At 71.4% G+C, this 18,525-nt stretch carries 20 protein-coding genes; 11 read left to right on the forward strand and 9 right to left on the reverse strand.

Annotated elements, in window-relative coordinates; genetic code table 11:
- Positions 1 to 11 precede the first annotated feature (11 nt).
- The gene (locus tag BW982_RS09335) at positions 12 to 1,061 is read right to left on the reverse strand and encodes a LacI family DNA-binding transcriptional regulator (RefSeq protein WP_076492573.1); all 1,050 of its coding nucleotides are present in this window, start codon (positions 1,059 to 1,061) and stop codon (positions 12 to 14) included.
- Positions 1,062 to 1,138: 77 nt separating this feature from the next.
- On the opposite strand from BW982_RS09335, the gene BW982_RS09340 reads away from it, so the two are divergent.
- From BW982_RS09340 to BW982_RS09360, 5 genes are all read left to right on the forward strand, one after another.
- A complete protein-coding gene (locus BW982_RS09340) occupies positions 1,139 to 2,380 on the forward strand; it encodes an MFS transporter (protein WP_076492575.1) in 1,242 nt (413 codons plus the stop codon).
- 9 nt (positions 2,381 to 2,389) lie between these two features.
- Complete coding sequence (gene nucS / locus BW982_RS09345; protein WP_076492578.1) at positions 2,390 to 3,085, forward strand: endonuclease NucS; 696 nt, start codon at positions 2,390 to 2,392, stop codon at positions 3,083 to 3,085.
- Between the two features lie 123 nt (positions 3,086 to 3,208).
- Positions 3,209 to 3,910 carry an HAD hydrolase-like protein gene (locus BW982_RS09350; protein ID WP_076492581.1) on the forward strand — a complete coding sequence of 234 codons (702 nt, stop codon included), beginning with the start codon at positions 3,209 to 3,211 and terminating at the stop codon, positions 3,908 to 3,910.
- Positions 3,903 to 5,108: a hypothetical protein gene (locus BW982_RS09355; protein ID WP_083696610.1), complete on the forward strand. Its 1,206-nt coding sequence runs from the start codon at positions 3,903 to 3,905 to the stop codon at positions 5,106 to 5,108. The genes BW982_RS09350 and BW982_RS09355 overlap by 8 nt, the downstream gene beginning before the upstream one ends.
- Positions 5,109 to 5,135: 27 nt before the next feature.
- Positions 5,136 to 7,199, forward strand: coding sequence for a bifunctional lysylphosphatidylglycerol flippase/synthetase MprF (locus BW982_RS09360; protein WP_076492586.1), 2,064 nt, complete (start codon positions 5,136 to 5,138; stop codon positions 7,197 to 7,199).
- A gap of 8 nt (positions 7,200 to 7,207) precedes the next feature.
- Here BW982_RS09360 and BW982_RS09365 read toward each other — a convergent pair whose 3' ends face one another.
- A complete protein-coding gene (locus BW982_RS09365) occupies positions 7,208 to 7,414 on the reverse strand; it encodes a cold-shock protein (RefSeq protein WP_076492588.1) in 207 nt (68 codons plus the stop codon).
- Positions 7,415 to 7,733: 319 nt separating this feature from the next.
- Here BW982_RS09365 and BW982_RS18400 point away from each other — a divergent pair, with 319 nt between their 5' ends.
- A complete protein-coding gene (locus BW982_RS18400; protein WP_076492590.1) occupies positions 7,734 to 8,351 on the forward strand; it encodes a GntR family transcriptional regulator in 618 nt (205 codons plus the stop codon).
- A 59-nt stretch (positions 8,352 to 8,410) separates the two neighbouring features.
- Positions 8,411 to 8,839, forward strand: coding sequence for a hypothetical protein (locus BW982_RS09375; RefSeq protein ID WP_076492593.1), 429 nt, complete (start codon positions 8,411 to 8,413; stop codon positions 8,837 to 8,839).
- Between the two features lie 10 nt (positions 8,840 to 8,849).
- Here the strand turns inward: BW982_RS09375 and BW982_RS09380 are convergent, their stop codons facing one another.
- Positions 8,850 to 9,854 (reverse strand): endonuclease/exonuclease/phosphatase family protein, encoded by a 1,005-nt coding sequence (locus BW982_RS09380; protein ID WP_076492596.1) that lies wholly within the window; start codon positions 9,852 to 9,854, stop codon positions 8,850 to 8,852.
- A 78-nt stretch (positions 9,855 to 9,932) separates the two neighbouring features.
- Between BW982_RS09380 and BW982_RS09385 the strand changes: the two genes are divergently transcribed.
- From BW982_RS09385 to BW982_RS09395, 3 genes are read left to right on the forward strand one after another with little or no spacing between them, the layout of a single operon-like run.
- Positions 9,933 to 10,214 (forward strand): metal-sensitive transcriptional regulator, encoded by a 282-nt coding sequence (locus BW982_RS09385; protein ID WP_076493623.1) that lies wholly within the window; start codon positions 9,933 to 9,935, stop codon positions 10,212 to 10,214.
- A gap of 16 nt (positions 10,215 to 10,230) precedes the next feature.
- Positions 10,231 to 10,518 (forward strand): heavy-metal-associated domain-containing protein, encoded by a 288-nt coding sequence (locus BW982_RS09390; RefSeq protein ID WP_076492599.1) that lies wholly within the window; start codon positions 10,231 to 10,233, stop codon positions 10,516 to 10,518.
- Positions 10,515 to 12,722, forward strand: a complete 2,208-nt coding sequence (locus tag BW982_RS09395) for a heavy metal translocating P-type ATPase (RefSeq protein ID WP_076492602.1) — start codon at positions 10,515 to 10,517, stop codon at positions 12,720 to 12,722. Before BW982_RS09390 ends, BW982_RS09395 begins: the two co-directional genes overlap by 4 nt.
- 323 nt (positions 12,723 to 13,045) lie before the next feature.
- Here the strand turns inward: BW982_RS09395 and BW982_RS09400 are convergent, their stop codons facing one another.
- From BW982_RS09400 to BW982_RS09425, 6 genes are all read right to left on the reverse strand, one after another.
- Positions 13,046 to 13,636, reverse strand: a complete 591-nt coding sequence (locus BW982_RS09400; protein WP_139327388.1) for a hypothetical protein — start codon at positions 13,634 to 13,636, stop codon at positions 13,046 to 13,048.
- 38 nt (positions 13,637 to 13,674) lie between these two features.
- Positions 13,675 to 14,439, reverse strand: a complete 765-nt coding sequence (locus tag BW982_RS09405; protein WP_076493628.1) for a hypothetical protein — start codon at positions 14,437 to 14,439, stop codon at positions 13,675 to 13,677.
- A gap of 230 nt (positions 14,440 to 14,669) precedes the next feature.
- Positions 14,670 to 15,461 (reverse strand): IclR family transcriptional regulator domain-containing protein, encoded by a 792-nt coding sequence (locus BW982_RS09410; protein ID WP_076492605.1) that lies wholly within the window; start codon positions 15,459 to 15,461, stop codon positions 14,670 to 14,672.
- Positions 15,462 to 15,494: 33 nt separating this feature from the next.
- Positions 15,495 to 16,670 carry a thiolase family protein gene (locus BW982_RS09415; protein WP_076492607.1) on the reverse strand — a complete coding sequence of 392 codons (1,176 nt, stop codon included), beginning with the start codon at positions 16,668 to 16,670 and terminating at the stop codon, positions 15,495 to 15,497.
- Between the two features lies 1 nt (position 16,671).
- A complete protein-coding gene (locus BW982_RS09420) occupies positions 16,672 to 17,319 on the reverse strand; it encodes a 3-oxoacid CoA-transferase subunit B (protein ID WP_076492609.1) in 648 nt (215 codons plus the stop codon).
- Positions 17,316 to 18,062, reverse strand: a complete 747-nt coding sequence (locus BW982_RS09425) for a 3-oxoacid CoA-transferase subunit A (RefSeq protein WP_076492612.1) — start codon at positions 18,060 to 18,062, stop codon at positions 17,316 to 17,318. Before BW982_RS09425 ends, BW982_RS09420 begins: the two co-directional genes overlap by 4 nt.
- 114 nt (positions 18,063 to 18,176) lie before the next feature.
- Here BW982_RS09425 and BW982_RS09430 point away from each other — a divergent pair, with 114 nt between their 5' ends.
- Complete coding sequence (locus BW982_RS09430; RefSeq protein WP_076492615.1) at positions 18,177 to 18,485, forward strand: hypothetical protein; 309 nt, start codon at positions 18,177 to 18,179, stop codon at positions 18,483 to 18,485.
- The last annotated feature ends 40 nt before the right edge of the window (positions 18,486 to 18,525 follow it).

The raw sequence follows: 18,525 nt of genomic DNA on the forward strand, positions 1-18,525 counted from the left end.
CGCGACAGACCTCACGTGATACGGGGTGGGGCGGTCGTCGTCCCCGCGCGGAACGCGCACGTGAGGTCGAGACCGGCGGGCGTCGCATCCTCGAGCATCGCCGCCACGGCCTCGCCCGCCGCCCGGCCTTTCGCCGTCGCCGGCTGCACGAGGGTGGTGAGGACGTGCGGCGCGAGCCCGTCGACGACGACACCGTCGAAGCCCGTGACGCTCACGTCGCGCGGCACGTGGAGACCCGCCTCCTCGGCGGCGCGGATCACGCCCGCCGCGAGCAGGTCGCTCTGGGCGATCACCGCGGTCGGGCGGCGGGACGGGTCCGAGAAGATGGTGCGACCGGCGATGGCTCCCTCATCGATCGAGCTGAAGGCCGCGGCGAGCGCGGGCGCGTGCGGGAAGACCTGGCGCGCGCCGGCCAGGCGGTCGGCGGTGACGTCGACGCGCGGCTCCGCGTCATCGGGGATCCAGCCCCGGCGCCGCTCGATGTCGATCGGCAGGGTGACGATGATGACGTCGGTGTGCCCGAGGTCGGCGAGGTGCTGCGCCGCCTGCCGTTGCGCCTCGACGTTGTCGAGCAGGACCCGGGGGACGCCGTCGCCCGCGTCGCCCTCGATGACGACGACCGGGATGCCGCGGGCTCGGACGATCTCGAGCGAATCGCGCATGCGCGGACTGCAGCCGATGAGCACCGCGGCGTCGATCGGCGCGGTGTGCAGCGACGGCTCGCTGACGGTGCGTCCGTCGTCGCGCAGGAGCAGGAGGGCGGCGCCGAGACGGGACACGCCGTCGGCGAGACCGTCCATCATGTGGGTCGCCACGGGGTCGAGGAAGGCCGTGCCCAGGTGCTCGTCGAAGACCACCCCGACGATGCCGGACCGTCCGCGGCGCAGCGAGGCGGCGCGGGGGTCGGGACCGGTGTAGCCGAGCTTCTCGGCGGCGGCGAGGACGCGCGCCCGGGTCGCCTCCGACGTCGGCGTCTTCCCGCTGAAGACGACGGATGCCGTCGACGCGGAGACGCCCGCTTCTCGGGCGACGTCGCTGATGGTCGCGCGGCGCGTGCTCACCGCCCGATCGTACCCCGCGTGGAACCGATCTCTCGAATCGATTCGATCCGAGCGGGAATCCTGGATACTGTTGCCGCATGGACTCCACGCTCACCCGTTCGCGCCTCGTGCGCTGGTACATCGCGATCTGCGCGATCTTCCTGGCGAGCGGACTGAGCATCTCGACCTGGGCCTCGCGCGTCCCCGCGATCCGCGAGGCGCTCGGCATCGAGAACTCCGGAGTGGGGCTGCTGCTGCTGGGGATGGGCGTGGCATCCATCATCGGTCTCACCGTCGCACCCGCCATCATGGCGCGGGTCGGGGCACGTCGGGGCATGCTCATCGCGCTGCTGCTCGTCACGGTCGGCGTGGCCATCATCGGGTTCGGGTCCGACACCCTGCAGCTGTTCGGCGTGGCCCTCGTCGGCCTCGCCCTCTTCGGCTTCGGCAACGGTTCGGTCGACGTCATGATGAACGTCGAGGGTGCGGCGCTCGAGAAGGCGACCGGCCGCACCGTCATGCCGCTGCTGCACGCGTTCTTCAGCTTCGGAACCGTCATCGGAGCCGGCATCGGCTTCCTCGCCGTCCGCGGCGGTGTCCCCGTGGTCGCGCACTGCGTGGCGATGGGTATCGTCATCGCGGTCGTCGCCTTCGCCGCGATCGCCAACGTCCCGAACCGCGAGATCGCCATGGACGCGCCGGCCGCGGAGGAGCGCGCGCACTGGCGGGAACGCCTGGCCGCCTCGATGTCGGCGTGGCGCGAGCCCCGCACCTACACGCTCGGCGTGATCATGCTCGGCATGGCGTTCGCGGAGGGCAGCGCGAACGACTGGCTGCCGTCCGCCGTGGTGTTCGGACACGGCGCCCCCGAAGAGGCCGGGCCCGCGGTGCTGGCCGTGTTCTCGGTCGCGATGACGGCGGGGCGCCTGCTCGGCGGCCCGGTCGTCGACCGGTTCGGACGCGTCTGGGTGCTGCGGATCCTCGCCGTCACCGCTGCCGCAGGCCTGCTGCTGTTCATCGTCGCGCCGTTCGGACCGCTCGTCTACATCGGGGCTGCGCTGTGGGGCCTCGGCGCCTCGCTCGGGTTCCCGATCGGCATGTCCGCCGCCGCCGACGACCCCGCCAAGGCCGCCTCGCGCGTCGCGGCCGCGGCCACGATCGGCTACGTCGCCTTCCTCTGCGGACCCCCGATCCTCGGCTGGATCGGCGACCACATCGGGCTGCTCAACACGCTGCTCATCGTCGTGGGCCTGATCGTGGCATCCGGGCTGTTCTCCGGGGCGGCCAAGCCCCTCGTCGTCACGGAGCCCGAGGCGGAGAAGGCCGGCCGCCGCGATTAGGCTCGTCGGGTGCGTCTCGTCATCGCCCGCTGCTCGGTCGACTACACCGGTCGGCTCAACGCCCACCTGCCCCTCGCCACGCGTCTGCTCGTGCACAAGGGGGACGGGTCGCTGCTCGTGCACTCGGACGGCGGGTCGTACAAGCCGCTGAACTGGATGAGCCCGCCGTGCACGCTGACGGTGGAGGAGCCCGAGGAAGAGGCGGCGAGCGTCGGCGTCACCGAACAGTGGCGCGTCACGCACAAGAAGACCGGCGACGCGCTCGTGGTGAAGATCTACGAGGTGCTGCACGACACCTCGCACGACCTCGGTGTCGACCCGGGTCTCATCAAGGACGGCGTCGAGGCCGACCTGCAGCGGCTGCTCGCCGAGCAGGTCTCGGTCGTCGGCGAGGGTCTGACGCTGGTCCGCCGGGAGTACCCGACGGCCATCGGCCCCGTCGATCTGCTGCTGCGCGACGACAACGGCGGCACGGTCGCGATCGAGGTCAAGCGTCGCGGTGACATCGACGGCGTGGAGCAGCTGACTCGCTACCTCGAGCTGCTCAATCGCGACCCGCTGCTGGCCCCCGTCAGCGGTATCTTCGCCGCGCAGGAGATCAAGCCGCAGGCTCGCGTGCTCGCCACCGATCGCGGCATCCGCTGCCTCACGCTCGACTACGACGAGATGAAGGGCATCGAGTCGGGGGCTCCGCGCCTGTTCTGAGCCGTCACCGCCGTCGCTCGGCGTGAGGAGCGGAGGAGAAACGGGGAACGGAGGACGCGCTGCCGCTTCCGGGTCCTCCCTTCGCCACCGTCACACCGACGCTCGGCCGGTAGCGTGGAGGCCATGCCCGTGCGCTCCCCCTGGTCGTGCGTCCTCTGGGACGTCGACGGAACCCTCGTCGACGCGTCCGAGGGGATCCTCCGCCGTCTCACCATCACCCTCGAGCACTTCGGACGGACGCCTCCGACGCGCGGCGAACTGTCGCGGTGGATCGGTCCGCCCATGTTCGAGTCGTTCCAGGTCAACGTCGGGATGACCCCCGAGCAGGCGACCGAGGCGGTCACGTACTACCGCACGCTCAACAAGAGCGAGGGCTACACCGGCAGTGCGCAGCTCTACCCGGGCGTCGCCGACATCGTGCACGAGCTCCACTCCGCCGGCATCCCGCAGTCGACCGCGAGTTCGAAGCCCGAGGTGCAGGTCGTGGCACTGATGGACCACTTCGGCCTGGCCCCCGACCTCGAGGCCATCGTCGGCGCGAGTCCCGACGAGCGGACGCTCAGCGCGAAATCCGACATCGTGCGCGAGGCGCTCCGGCGCCTGGAGGTCCGCGGATACGACACCTCGCGCCCGGTCCTGATCGGCGATCGGCATCACGATGTCGAGGGCGGGGCGGATGCCGATGTGCCGGTGATCTTCGTCCGCTGGGGCTTCAGCTGGCCGCACGAGGCCGACGGGGCTCAGGCGGCCGTCGACACCGCGGACGAGCTGCGCGCCCTGCTTCTCGTCTCCGACGAGGATTCCGGTCCCACCGACGGTGTCTGACATCTCCTGGGCGCTGCCCGCGTCGATCGCCCTGCTCGCGGCCCTCCTCATCGCGGGCGGGGTCGTCATCGTGGTGCGTGCCCGGCGGAGGTCGCCGCGGGCGGCCACGGCGGCGGCCGCCGCACGCTCGGCCGCGGAGGCGGCGCTTCTCCGACTGGACGACGAGGCCACCGAGCTCGACGTGGCCTTCGAGGCCGCGGACGCCCTGACCGGTGACGACACCCCGACCGACCTGCGCCGGTCGCGCGCCGCCGTCCTCCGCGGACGCGATCGCGGCTTCGCCGAGGTGGCGGCCCTCGCGACCTCGACGCGGCTCCCCGCTCAGCGCCGCATCGATGCCGTGCATCTCCGCGACGATCTCGAACGCCGCATCGCCGCGACCGGAGACGCCCGCGACCGGCTGGCCGCGTGGGCGCGCACGCACGGGAGTGTCACGTCGCGCATCGTCGCCGCGCGCGCACGTCGCGCAGAGATCGCCCGCACGTCGGGCGACCCGGCGCGTCTCGTCGCCGAGGCGCGGTCGCGGTTCGACGAGACGGAGTGGGCGGATGCCGACCGGGCCGACCGCGAGGCGCGGGCGGCGCTCGCGCATGCCGACGCGGCGCTCGATGCCGCCGACGCCGTGATCGACGACCCGGCGACCGCGGACGCCCGCGTCCTCGAGGCATCCGTCGCCCTCCGCCGGGCCGCCCGGTTGCTGCGCGCGGTCGAGGATGCGCACCGGATCGTGCTGCAGGCGGCCGAGAACGCGGCGACCGAGGTCTCCGTCGCCGAGGGCGAGGTCGTCGCGGCTCTCGAACTCGCCGAGACGCGACCCGCCGACGGAGCGCCCGATGCCGCCGAACGTCTGCGCACCGCGGCCGCCGCACTCCGCGCCGCGTCCGAGGGGCTCCCTCGTCGCCCGCGCGCAGCGATCGAGACCGTGGCGCGCGTCCGCGAGGTCCGCGACGAGGCGGTGGGAGGCGCCCTGACCGCACGCCGACGCCTCGACGCTGCGCGGACCGCGCTGCCGGGAACCCTCGCCTGCGCGCGCGCGGCGGTCGCCGCGGCCGAGGCCTTCGCCGACGCCCCGTCGATCGAGGACCGGCTGCGCCTCGACGCCGCCCGCCGTGACCTGGCGGCCGCTCGGGCGGCGCAGGACGCGTTCGAGGCGCTCGCCTCCGCCCGGGCGGCCTGGCGCGCGGTCTCCCCCGGCTGAGACGCACCGCCCGATATCGTGGGCGGCATGGGGGAGCCCGTCACCGTCCAACGCGTCGTCACCGCCGCCCGCCGTCTCCCGGCGACCACGGTGCTCGCGCTCGTCCTGCTCGGGGTGGGCGTGGCATCCGCGGGTCTGTGGTCGCCGTTCGCCGCGTCACCGCTCCACGACACCGTGGCATACGGACTCCCGGCGCTCGAAGCCGGCCGCTGGTGGACCCCCGTCACGGGGACGTTCTTCGTGTCGGTGCCGTGGCTGTACGCACCGGTGATCGTCGGGCTCGTCGGGATGGGCTTCCTGGAGTTCCGCCGCGGGTCGCGCGTGGCCGCGTCCTACTTCGTCGGCGGACAGCTCGGTGCGGTCCTCGGGGCGTCGCTGGTGCTGTGGCTCGCGGCGCTGCTCCCCTGGACGTGGGCTCAGGAGCAGGCCGGGTCGCTCGATGTGGGTCCCTCCCCCGGGGTGATCGCGTGTCTCGCGGCGGCGGTGTCGCTGCTCCCGTCCCCCTGGCGACTCCGCGCGTGGACCGTGCTGATCGCGGTCCTGTCGGTCACGTTCCTCTACTGGGGATCGCTGAACGACCTCGAACACGTCCTCGCCGCAGCGCTCGTCCTCATCGTCGACCGGTCGCTGCGCCCGCAGCGGGTGCCGGTCCGGGAGCAGCGCCTCATCGCCTTCGTGGTGGTGTGCGGGCTCGGAGCGATCGATATCCTCACGTACCTCAGCCCGACCACGGGACCGTTCGGCAGCTCCGAGCCCGTGTCCGGTTCGTGGGTCGACGTGGCCGTGAACACCGTCGTGGTGCTGGTCGTCGCGAACGGCATCCGGCGGGGACGCCGGTGGGCATGGGTGCTTCTGGTGGCGTACGGCATCCTGAACGCCCTTCTCCTCGCGCTGGTGGCACTGCTGATCGTCGCGATCGGCACGGGGGCCGTCGAGGGCGCGGTCGACGTCGACCTCACCGTGACGCTCGCGTCGTCGGCGACGTGGACGATCGCCCTGGTCTATCTCGTCCTGGTGCGCGCCGCGTTCCGCGCACGCCCCAAGGCGGTCCTCGGCGACGCGCCTGCTCCGACCGTCGATGACGTGAAGGCGGAGCTTCGCGCCAGCGGCGGCGGGACCCTGTCGTGGATGACGACGTGGGACGGCATGGCCTACGCCCGGTTCGGGCGGGGGATCGTCGCCTTCCAGCGCCGGTCGGGGGTCGCGCTGGTGCTGGGTGACCCGCTCGGCCCCGAGGCGACCCGCGCGTCGACCGTGCGCGCGTTCGTCGAGCGCGCCGAGAACGCGGGGCTCGCCCCCTGCTTCTTCAGCGCCGGAGAGGCGACCCGGGCTGCGGTCCCCGAGGGATGGCGCAGCATCGTCGTCGCGGACGACACGATCGTCGACCTCCCGGGCCTGCAGTTCACGGGCAAAGCGTGGGGCGCGGTCCGCACGTCGCTGAACCGCGCCGAACGCGAGGGGATGACGTTCCGTCTGTCGCGTCTGGCCGACGAGACGTGGGGGGTGCGGCAGCAGCTGCGGGCCATCTCCGAGAGCTGGGTCGGCGACAAGGGGCTGCCGGAGATGGGGTTCACGCTCGGGACGCTCCACGAGGCCGGCGACCCCGAGGTGCGCGTCGCGCTGGCGGTCTCACCGGCCGGTGACGTGGATGGATTCCTGTCGTGGCTGCCGGTGTACGGCGAGGGCGGCGTGCGCGGGTGGACGCTGGATCTCATGCGCCGCCGCGACGGGGGATTCGGCCCGGTCATGGAGTATCTGATCGGATCCTCCGCGCAGCAGTTCTCGGCCGAGGGCGCGGAGGTGATGTCGCTGTCGGGGGCACCGCTCGCGCACGATTATCCGCCGGATGCCGGAGCGATCGCCGAGCTGCAGGAGCGCATGGCCTCGATGCTCGAGCCCGTCTACGGCTTCGCGTCGCTGCACCGGTTCAAGCAGAAGTTCCATCCTCGGTACGAGACGATGTACCTGCTGTATCGGGACGAAGCCGATCTCACCCGCATCGGTGCCGCCCTGACCCGCGCATTCCTGCCGCACGCGACGCTGCGGCAGTTCGCCGCCGCGGGCGTGGACCTCGTGCGGACCGAACGGTAGCGCCGGGCTCAGAGGGGGCGGATGTTCTCCGCCTGCAGGCCCTTCGGGCCCTGTGCCACGTCGAACTCGACGCGCTGGTTCTCTTCGAGCGAGCGGTAGCCGCCCGACTGGATGGCGCTGTAGTGGGCGAAGACGTCCTGGCCGCCCTCATCGGGCGCGATGAAGCCGAAACCCTTCTCCGAGTTGAACCACTTGACCGTGCCCTGCGTGCTCATCGACGTGCCGTTTCCCGTTTGCGCCGGCGCCCAGCGCGCCGATCAGTGCTCACGCTAACGGGTGGTGCCCGGACAGCGCACCGGCCCGTGACAGAAACGTTGCACGGCGTCACGGAGGTGATCTGGCCCTTAAGCCCATACGACGCCCGGGCTGAGCAGAAGCTCGAAGCCCGGGCGTCGACGGATCCCCCCGGATATGTCACGCGAGGCGTGACGGCGATAACTGTACCGCCGCGCACGCCCTTCGCGCGACACGAAAGCTGTGAATTCTTCACGTATGACGATGATCTGTGATAGTCGGTCGTCATAGAATCCGCGTGTGGACGAGCGGCGACAGCCTTCCGCCCTCGTCGACGAGGCATATGCGGCCCTCGGCGAGGCGATCGTCGACGGGCGCCTGCGGCCCGGAGACCGACTGCGTGACGTCGAACTCGCCGCCCGGATGGGAATCTCCCGAACCCCCGTGCGCGAGGCGTTGCAACGACTCGCGGCGATCCGTCTGGTCGAGATCGCCCCCCACCGTTTCACCCGCGTGACGTCGCCGAGCGACAAGGAGATCGCGGACATGCAGGACTACGCGGTCCACATGATCGCGATGACCATGCACCTGGCTCTTCCCCGTTGTTCCGATGACGACATCGCGGAGGGCGCCCGACTGCTCGGTGTCCTCGTGGACGCCGCGCGCGCAGACTCGTCTCCCGCGTACGTCGATGCGGGGTACGCGCTCCTCGCCCACTTCACGCGCGCCTCGGAGAACATCGTGCTGATCGAGACGTTGAAGCAGACCGCCTTCCTGCTGCGGCGGAACCTGCGCGGCTGGATGTGTGCGCACGTCGAGGGCTGCGAGGAGCTGTTCCTCCTCCTCGCGGACGGGATCCGGGAGCGTGACACGGCACGGTCGGCACACCTGTGGCTGCGGCTGCACGGCCTGTACTGAGTGCGCGGCCGCGAGCGCAAGGCATCCCGTCCCCCGGGCGGCCCCGCTACCGTGACGCCATGACCCGTATCGAGCTCCGAGATCTCCGTGACGACGACCGGGATGCCGTGTATGCGGTGCTGCGCGCGAGCGCGTCGACGTGGCCGCGCGGGCAGGTCGCCGATCGCGCGGCGTTCGACGCGTGGGTGGATGCCGACCGGGTCACGGCCCGCACGATCGTGGACGGCGACGAGGTGGTGGGGCTCGCCGTGACCCTCGACGTCGATGGGGAGCGCGAGGCCCTGCTCGCGGTGTCGCCCGAGACCTCCCGGGAGGCGGCGACCGAGGCGCTCCGGCTGCTCACGATCGCCGAGCCCGAGCGCCCGCTGTACGCGTGCGTCGCGGCCGACGACGACCCCTCGCACGACACGCTGGCCGGGCTGGGCTTCGTCGAGCACGGGCGCGACGGGGCGGACATCGTCTACGTGCTGCCGCCGACCCTGGAGTGATCCGCTGACCTCAGCGGCGTGACAGGACGGCGACGACGGGGCGGTGATCGCTGCCGGCGTCGTCGAAGTCGGTGCGCACCTCGAAGCCGCGCACGATCCACGCCGAGCCGACGAGGACGTGGTCGATCGGGGCGGCGAGCGCCGCGGGCATCGAGGTGGGCCACGTGCCGCGGGCGGCCGCGCCCGCCTGTTGGGCGGCATCCCGGCACTCGCCGACGGCAGCGCCGTCGCGCCCGAGACCCGACAGGTGATCGAGCGTGGAGTTGAGGTCGCCGGCGACGATGACGTCCGGCCCCGTGCACTGCGCGGCGACCCAGTTGATGCCGGTCGACCACTCGTCGATGATGAACGGCAGCGGAGGCAGCGGGTGAGCGGCGACGAGGGTCGGCCCCGTGCCGTCGACGGGTCGCCAGACGCCGCTCGGCGCACCCGGCGTCGATCCTGCGGCGGGGTCGAGGACGTACGGGCCGAGCGCGTCCGCGACCAGGAGCGAGGTCGGCACCGGGCGATCACCGGGTGCGGCGTCCACGGTCGCGGCCGTCATCCGGATCCCGTCGCGCTCCAGGATGCCGACGACCTCCGCCGCCGCGTCCGCATCGGTCTCCGGCAGGCTGACGACGTCGGCCCCGCTTTCGCGGACGAGCCGGGCGATGGCCTCCGGCGGTGCGCCGCCGCCGTAGGTGTTCCAGAGGGCGACGGTCAGGTCGCCCTCGGCCGTCGATCCGCCGAAGCCGCGCGCGAGGAGCACGGCGCCGTTGCCGAGCGCGGCCGCTCCGAGCGCGATCGCGAGACCGAGGGCGACGGCGGCCCGCCGACGCAGGAGAGCGACGATCCCGGCCACGACGGCGAGCGCGGCGCAGCCGATCGCCACCGGTGCACGGAAGGAGATCAGCAGGGCCATGCCCTGCCACCGTTCCGCACCGATGAGCTGCGGCCAGACGACGAGGGCGGCGAGGAGGCCCGCCACGAGGAGTGTGACCAGGAGCGGGAGGCGGCGGCGCGCGGCGGTCGGCATCCCCACAGTGAAGCGGAGTCCGATGAATGTTCGCCGGATCGGCCCCCCCGCATACCCTAGGGGGGTATGGTATCCAGCATGCACGGATACGACGGACACAAAGACGACCTGCAGAAGCGGCTGCGCCGTGTCGAAGGGCAGGTGCGCGGAATCGCGCGGATGGTCGACGAAGACAAGTACTGCATCGACATCCTCACGCAGGTGTCCGCCGCGACGAAGGCGCTCGAGACCGTCGCCCTGTCGCTCCTGTCCGACCACCTCAGCCACTGCGTCGCCGAGGCCAGCGCGGAGGGCGGCCAGGTCGCCGCCGAGAAGATCCGCGAAGCCAACGACGCCATCGCCCGGCTCGTCCGGTCCTGACCCCGAGGAGAACACCATGAACGACCGCATCGATCTCGGCCTCCGCGAGGCCGTGGCATCCACTCCCCTGCCGGAAGGCGCGGTGATCCAGGAGATCGGCGTGACCGGAATGACGTGCGCGCACTGCGTCCGCAGCGTCACCGAGGAGATCTCCGAGATCGCGGGGGTGCAGGGCGTGTCCGTCGACCTGCGCGTCGGCGACGTCTCGCGCGTCACGATCGCCAGCGAGACCCCGCTCGCCGCCGCCCTCGTGCGCGACGCCGTCGAGGAGGCCGGTTACACCCTGGCGGCCGATCCGGCATGAGCACCACCGACGTCGAGCTCGACATCACCGGGATGACGTGCGCCTCGTGCGCCACCCGGATCGAGCGGAAGCTCAACAAGCTCCCCGGCGTCGAGGCCTCCGTCAACTACGCCACCGAGAAGGCGCGCGTGCGCGGCGACGACCTCGACCCGGCGGACCTCATCGCGGTCGTCGAGGCCGCGGGATATGCGGCCGCCGTGCCCGCCCCGCCCGTGCCGGAAGAGGTCACGACCGACGCCGAGACCGACGCCCTCCGCCGGCGGCTGCTCATCAGCCTCGCTCTGGCCGCGCCGGTCGCGCTGCTGTCGATGATCCCCCCGCTGCAGTTCGAGAACTGGCAGTGGCTCGCGCTCACGCTCACCGCCCCCGTCGCGGTATGGGGCGCGTGGCCGTTCCACCGCGCGGCCGCGGTCAACGCCCGCCACGGCGCCGTCACGATGGACACGCTCATCAGCCTCGGCGTCATCGCCGCGTTCGGCTGGTCGCTGTACGCCCTGTTCTTCGGCGGGGCCGGCATGCCCGGGATGACGATGAGCTTCACGCTCTTCGGCGCACCCACCGCCGGCGCGCACGAGATCTACCTCGAGGTCGCCGCCCTCGTGACCGTGTTCCTCCTCGCCGGCCGCTACGCGGAAGCGCGAGCGCGCACGGCCTCGGCCAGCGCACTGAAGGCGCTGCTGAGCCTCGGCGCGACCTCTGCCACGAAGCTCGACGAGGGCCGCGAACGGACCGTCCCGGTCGCGAGCCTCGTCGTCGGCGATGTCGTCGTCGTGCGTCCGGGCGAGAAGATCCCGTCCGACGGCCTGGTCGTCGACGGAACCTCGGCGGTGGATGCCGGCATGCTCACGGGCGAATCCGTTCCGGTGGAGGTGGGCCCGGGTGCCCGCGTCGTCGGCGCCACGATCAACGTCGGGGGCCGCCTGGTCGTCGAGATCACGCGCGTCGGCGCCGACACCGAACTCGCCCGCATGGGTCGCCTGGTCGAGGACGCGCAGACCGGCAAGGCCGAGGTGCAGCGTCTGGCGGACCGCGTGTCCGCGGTGTTCGTCCCCGTCGTGATCCTTCTGGCGATCGCGGCGTTCGTCGGGTGGCTCGTCGCGGGCGCCCCGCTCGAGCTGGCGTTCACCGCCGCCGTGGCGACGCTCATCATCGCCTGCCCGTGCGCCCTGGGACTCGCGACCCCGACCGCGCTGCTCGTGGGCACGGGACGCGGTTCGCAACTCGGCATCCTGATCCGCGGTCCGCAGGTGCTCGAGCAGACGCGCCGTGTCGACACGATCGTGCTCGACAAGACCGGCACCGTCACCACCGGCCGCATGGCCGTGGCCGACGTGATGCCCGTCGCGGGCGTCGACCGCGCCGAGCTGCTCGCCGTCGCCGCGGCCGTCGAGAGCGGTTCCGAGCACCCGGTGGGTCGCGCGATCGCCGCGGCCGCGGGCGCTGCGGCCCCCGTGGAGTCGTTCGCCGCGCACGCGGGGTACGGCGTCCAGGGTGTCGTGGACGGTTCCGCCGTCGTGGCCGGCCGGCCGTCGTGGCTGCGCGAGCAATGGAGCGTGGGGGCGGTGGCATCCGAGGTCGACGCCCTGTCGGCGCGCGGAACGGTCGTCGCCGTCGCGCGCAACGGGGAGTATCTCGGTGCGATCGTCGTCGCCGACACGGTGAAGCCGACGAGCGCCGAGGCGATCGCGCGGTTCCGCCGCCTCGGCCTTCGACCGGTGCTCCTCACCGGCGACAACACGGCGACCGCCGCCCGCGTGGCATCCGAGGTCGGGATCGACGACGTCCGGGCCGAGGTGACGCCGGCCGAGAAACTCGAGGTCGTCCGCGCGCTCCAGGCCGAGGGCCGCGTCGTGGCGATGGTCGGCGACGGCGTCAACGACGCTGCGGCGCTCACCGCCGCGGACCTCGGTATCGCGATGGGCGGAGGGACGGATGCCGCGATCGCGGCGAGCGACGTCACGGTCGTCTCGGGCGATCTGCTCGTCGTCGCCGCCGCCGTGCGCCTCGCCCGCCGCACGCTCGGCACGATCAAGGGCAACCTGTTCTGGGCCTTCGCCTACAACGTCGCCGCGATCCCGGTGGCGATGGCCGGGCTGCTGAACCCGGTCGTCGCCGCCGCCGCGATGGCGCTGTCGTCGGTGTTCGTGGTCACCAACAGCCTGCGGCTGCGTCGGTTCCGCGCGGAACCGAGCGCGGCGCGCTGACGCGGATATGACGAGGGAGATCTGCTCCGACGGAGCCGCCGGTCACCGGCCGGCCCTGGCCGCGATGCCGGATCTCCTTCGTTGCGCCCACATGCCGATACTCGTCGACGCCGAACGCGGCGCCTTCGCGCCCAGTGCAACTTCGGCCATAAGGACGTGCGAAGTCTCGAAGAGGTCACAGCTCGGACCGGCCGCGGAGACCGAGCAGCCATGGCTTCCTGACCAAATACGTGTCAGAATAGAACCTGCCACCCGTTACGACGGGATCGGAAGAAGGCCTCAGAACCCCAGCCGGACGACTGGATCTGGGGCCCTTCGCTTTCTCAAGACTCCAACGAGTCCACTGTCCGGCGCCGAAGCATCAGGGTCTCCTGCAACGTCTCTAGGTGCGCCGGCTCGCCGAGCGCCGCAGAGTTGATCGCTCCCAAAAGAACATCGGCAATCCACAGAAGCGGTTCGTCGCCACCTCGCTGATGGGCAATCCGGACGCGGCTGTCGAGACCCTGGCCCTGCAATGCCACGATATGTTCGCGATCCCGGCTGTTCTGACTGGGGGAGCGGTCCTCGAGCAGGAGATCGAACACCTCCATGCCGACCATGTCGTGGTACAAGGCTTCGAGGCATTTGCGGCGGCAGCGCTCGTTCTTCTTCACCCGTTCGCTGAGGTGCGTAACCACGACGGTCATCGGGGCGAGCTCTGAGATGCGGGAGACGATGGCGCGACGCCGCGACTCGCTCTCGTTGGTCCAGTGCAACTTGACCTGACCAGGCAGGGCGAGGGAGCGAAGCTGCTCCCGGATCTCATCGCACGCCTCGAGCGGGATGAGGGCGGCGCCGATGAGGTACTCCTGCCGCGTGCCGGAACGAACCGCCGACGACTCGTCGACGAATGCCCGGAAGGAACTCAGCAACACCTTTCAACATTACGCTGGGGCACGGACACATCCCGGGGCTAGCGACCGTCGGAGCGAGCCTCAGATTCCCCTTCTTCCGCACTTTGCGCGAGGAGAACGTCATAAACGTCGTCCCGGTAGGCGGGCTTGACCCGGTGGCGTACCCCACGTCGGACTTCACTGACCAGTTCGGAAATCGTCGCAGCATGGCGGAACGAGCCCCCGACAGCGAAGTATGCGCGCGCCCACAGCTCGGGGTCTGCCGGGTGCCCGTGGGCCGCGAACGCGCGAACGAGCTGCACGATCGCGTCCTTCCCGCGTCCTGACTTGAGGCCGTTGTATTCCTCCCGCTGAATAGCCTCTGCGGCCGCCAGTAGAACCGGGTTCACACGTTCCGCAGCCACCCCGGCGTGAAGGTTGAGCGCGCCCATCGCATCGAGCCAGACTCGGATGGCGTACTTTTCGTGGTGCACCATCACGAACAGTTTCTGCAGCCGTCCATCGTGAACGAGTTCGGCGACGAGGTCACAGTCCTCCTCCTCATTCGGTCGGAGCACCGTGATGGCCCGCTGGAGCGCCACGTCATGAGGCAGCAGCTCATCGAGCCGTTGGATTTCTACGACGCTGAGCTTCGTGGGAGGCGCGGCGATGTGGTCAACGATCGAGCGGTCGAGGCTCGCACGGTCCTTGTACTGCTTCATGCTCGCCGTTGCGAACAGATACGGCTCCTCACCGAGCCACTCCCGGATGCGGGCGCTCTGCGGTGCCATCGCGGTCCCATGCTGGCCCCAGTCAGACAAGGTCATGCATGCGAGTGCTGTCACGACACTCATCGTGTCAGTGACCACCGACATGACCGTCTGTTCGCCCACATCTCGAGTACGGAGTCCATTAGCCGTGATGGTCGAGCTCCCGCCTCTGAGAAACGCGAAACCCGGGCCACACAATCAGCAGGAAGTCCCGGGTTCACTTCCTTCACCACCGCGATGGAGAGGCATCACCAACAGCCTGCGGCTGCGTCGGTTCCGCGCGGAACCGACGCCCTGACGGCCGGTCACGCCATCCGCAGGTCGGCCTCGATGTCGCGGGCCGCGGCGAGCAGCGCGGGGATCAGCCGGTCGGTGACCTCGGCTTCGGCGTAGCGGCCGCTCGACATCGACAGGTTGATGGCCGCGACCACGGCGCCGTCGCGGCCGCGGACGGGCGCCGCGAGCGACTGCAGCCCGGGCTCGAGCTCCCCGTCGACGCGGGCCCAGCCCTGCGCGCGCACCCGCTCGAGTTCCTGCCGCACGGCGACGGGATCGGTCAGCGTCCGGGGGGTCCGGGGCGTCAGGGGCGAGGCATCCAGGATCCGATCGCGTTCCTCGACGGATGCCGCGGCCACCAGCACGCGACCCATGCTCGTGACCGCGGCCGGGAACCGCGTGCCGACGGTGATGCCGACCGACATGATCCGGCGCACGGGCACGCGCGCGACGTAGACGATCTCGGTGCCGTCCAGGACCGCCGCCGACGCGCTCTCCCCGACCGTGCGGGAGAGCGCCTCGAGGTGCGGCTGCGCGACCTCGGGGAGCGACAGGGCCGAGAGGTAGCTGTAGCCCAGCTCCAGCACCCGCGGGGTGAGGGCGAACGAGCGTCCGTCGTTTCGCACGTACCCGAGGCTCTGCAGCGTGCGGAGGAACCGTCCGGCGGCCGCGCGCGTCACGCCGGCACGGCGCGCGACGTCGCTCAGCGTCAGCTCGGGGTTCTCGGCGTCGAACGCGCGGATGACCGCGAGCCCCCGCACGAACGCCTGGACGACCTCGCCGGGGCCGTCGACGTCGTCCGTGGGCGCTGCGTCGGTCACCGGCTCACCCTATCCGCCGAGCCGTGACCGACCTCACCGCTCCAGCACGACGGCGAGGCCCTGCCCCACGCCGATGCAGATCGCGACGACCGCGACGCCCGAGCCGCGGCGCCCCAGTTCGTGCGCGGCGCGGCCGATGATGCGACCGCCGGACGCGCCGAGCGGGTGACCGATCGCGAGCGCACCGCCGTGGACGTTGAGCTTCTCGGGGTCGAGGTCGGGCCACCCGGCCAGGCACGCGAGCGACTGCGACGCGAAGGCTTCGTTGAGCTCGACGAAATCGACGTCGGCCCACGTCTTGCCGGCGCGCGCGAGCGCCTTGTTCGCGGCCTCGATCGGCGCGATGGGGAACACGTCGGGGTCGACGCCGTGCGCCGCGCGCCCCGCGATGCGCGCCAGCGGCTCGGCATCCAGGGCTCCCTCACCGCCGATGAGCACGGCCGAGGCGCCGTCGTTGATAGGCGAGGAGTTGCCGGCCGTGACGCTCCCCTGCCCGTCGGCGGCGAAGAGCGCCCTCAGCCCCGCGAGCTTCTCGACCGACGTGTCGTCGCGGATCCCCTCGTCACGGGTCAGCGCGACGCCGGGCACCGCCACGATCTCGCCGTCGAAGACGCCGCCGGCCCACGCGGATGCCGCGCGCTGGTGCGACCGGACGGCGAAGGTATCCTGCGCCTCCCGCGTGATGCCCCACTCGCGCGCGATCTTCTCGGCGGATTCGCCGTTCGAGATCGTCCAGTTCTTCGGGAGGGCCGGGTTGGTCATGCGCCAGCCGATCGCGGTGTTCCACATCGTCGCGTTGCCGACGGCCGGAAACGGCTTCGCCGCCTTCTCCACGACGTAGGGGGCGCGGCTCATGGACTCGACGCCGCCGGCCAGCACGATGTCGGCGTCGCCGGACTCGATCGCGCGCGACCCCTGGATCACGGCTTCGAGCGACGATGCGCACAGGCGGTTGACGGTCGTGCCGGTCACGGTCGTCGGGAAGCCGGCGAGCAGCGCACCGAATCGCGCGACATTGCGGTTGTCCTCCCCGGCCTGGTTGGCATCCCCGAAGACCACGTCGTCGATGCGCGCGGGGTCGAGACCGGTGCGCTCGACGGCGGCCTTCATCACGAGCGCGGCGAGATCGTCGGGACGGACGGATGCCAGGGCTCCCCCGGCGCGACCGAAAGGCGTGCGGACGGCGTCGTAGACGTAGCTGGCGGTCATGTCAGGCTCCTCGGTCGATCAGCGTCAGACCGAGCAGTTGCTCGATCTCGGCGTGCGTGTTGTCGCCGAACAGTTCCCGCACGCGGAAGCCGTCGGGGGTGACGTCGAAGACGCCGTGGTCGGTGTAGACACGCGAGACGCAGCCGACGCCGGTGAGCGGGTAGGTGCACGCCTCGACGAGCTTCGGCGCCCCCTGCTTGGTGAGCAGGTCGGTCATCACGTAGACGTCCTTCGCGCCGATCGCGAGGTCCATCGCCCCGCCGACCGCCGGGATCGCCCCCGGCTCCCCGGTCGACCAGTTCGCCAGATCACCGGATGCCGACACCTGGAACGCCCCGAGCACGCACACGTCGAGGTGGCCGCCGCGCATCATCGCGAACGAATCGGCGTGGTGGAAGTAGGCTGCGCCGGCGAGGGCGGTGACCTGCTGCTTTCCAGCATTGATCAGGTCGGGATCGACCGAGCCCTCGATGGGCGCGGGACCCATTCCCAACATTCCGTTCTCGGTATGCAGCACGATCTCGAGCCCCTCGGGCAGGTAATCCGCCACGAGCGTGGGGGCGCCGATGCCGAGATTGACGACGGCCCCTTCGGGGATGTCGGATGCCACGCGCGCGGCGAGCGCGGTGCGGGAGACGCGGGTGCTCATGCGTCGACCCCTTCCCGGGCGAGCGGGCGCCCCTCGATGTCGACTCCGCCGGCGAAGACGCCGTCGCGCAGCCAGGGGCGTTCGCCCACGGCCACGACCCGGTCGACGTACAGGCCGGGCGTGATGACGGCCTCGGGATCGAGGTCGCCGAGGGCCACGATCTCGTCGACCTGCACGACCGTGGTCTTCGCCGCCGCCGCCATGATCGGTCCGAAGTTGCGCGCGGTCTCGCGGTAGACGAGGTTGCCCCAGCGGTCGGCGCGGAAGGCGCTGATGAGCGCGACGTCGGCGTGGATGGGGTACTCGAGGACGTAGTCGCGGCCGTCGATGCGCCGCGTCTCCTTGCCCTCGGCGAGCTGGGTGCGGTATCCGGTCGGCGTGAAGAAGCCGCCGATTCCGGCGCCGGCCGCGCGGATGCGTTCGGCGAGGTTCCCCTGGGGCACCAGTTCGAGTTCGACCTTCCCCTCCCGGTACAGCGCGTCGAAGACCCACGAGTCGCTCTGCCGCGGGAACGAGCAGATCATCTTGCGCACCTGCCCGGCCTTCAGCAGGGCGGCGAGACCCGTATCGCCGTTGCCGGCGTTGTTGTTGACGACGGTGAGGTCGCGGGCGCCGTGCGCGATGAGCGCGTCGATGAGTTCGACGGGCTGCCCGGCGCGGCCGAATCCGCCGATCATCACGGTCGCGCCGTCGGCGATGCCCGCCACGGCTACCGCGACGTCCGGCACGGTCTTGTCGATCATGGTTCCTCTGTTCGTTCAGCGAACGTCTGTTCGTTACGCGATCATACCTTCGGGTGCCCCGCCGCACCAGAGGCATCCCTTGCGCGCTCTCCACCTCCGTGTTCGGATGGGGCGATGGGGTGGCTCGTTCTGGTCGTCGTCGGTCTCGCGCTCTGGTGGTGGTCGCTGGGGCTCACCCTGAGGGCCTACCCGGGCGAACGGATGCCGGTGTGGGCGAACCCGGCGAAGGCCCCCCGCCGAGCGGTCGTCCTGCGCGCGGTCGCGACGGCGGCCATCGTCTTCGGGACAGGGATGTTCAGCGCCACCTGGGGCCGCCCCGGGTGGGTGGCGGCTGTCGCGGTAGGGGGCTCCCTGGCGCTCCTCCTCCTCGCACCGCACGTCGTCGTCGTCGCCCGGCACAACCGACGCACGAGCGCGACCTGACCCGCTCGACGTCGGTCCATCGAGGTCTCGACGCCCGTCG

This window comes from Microbacterium sp. RURRCA19A (genome assembly GCF_900156455.1).
Taxonomy (GTDB): Bacteria; Actinomycetota; Actinomycetes; order Actinomycetales; family Microbacteriaceae; genus Microbacterium.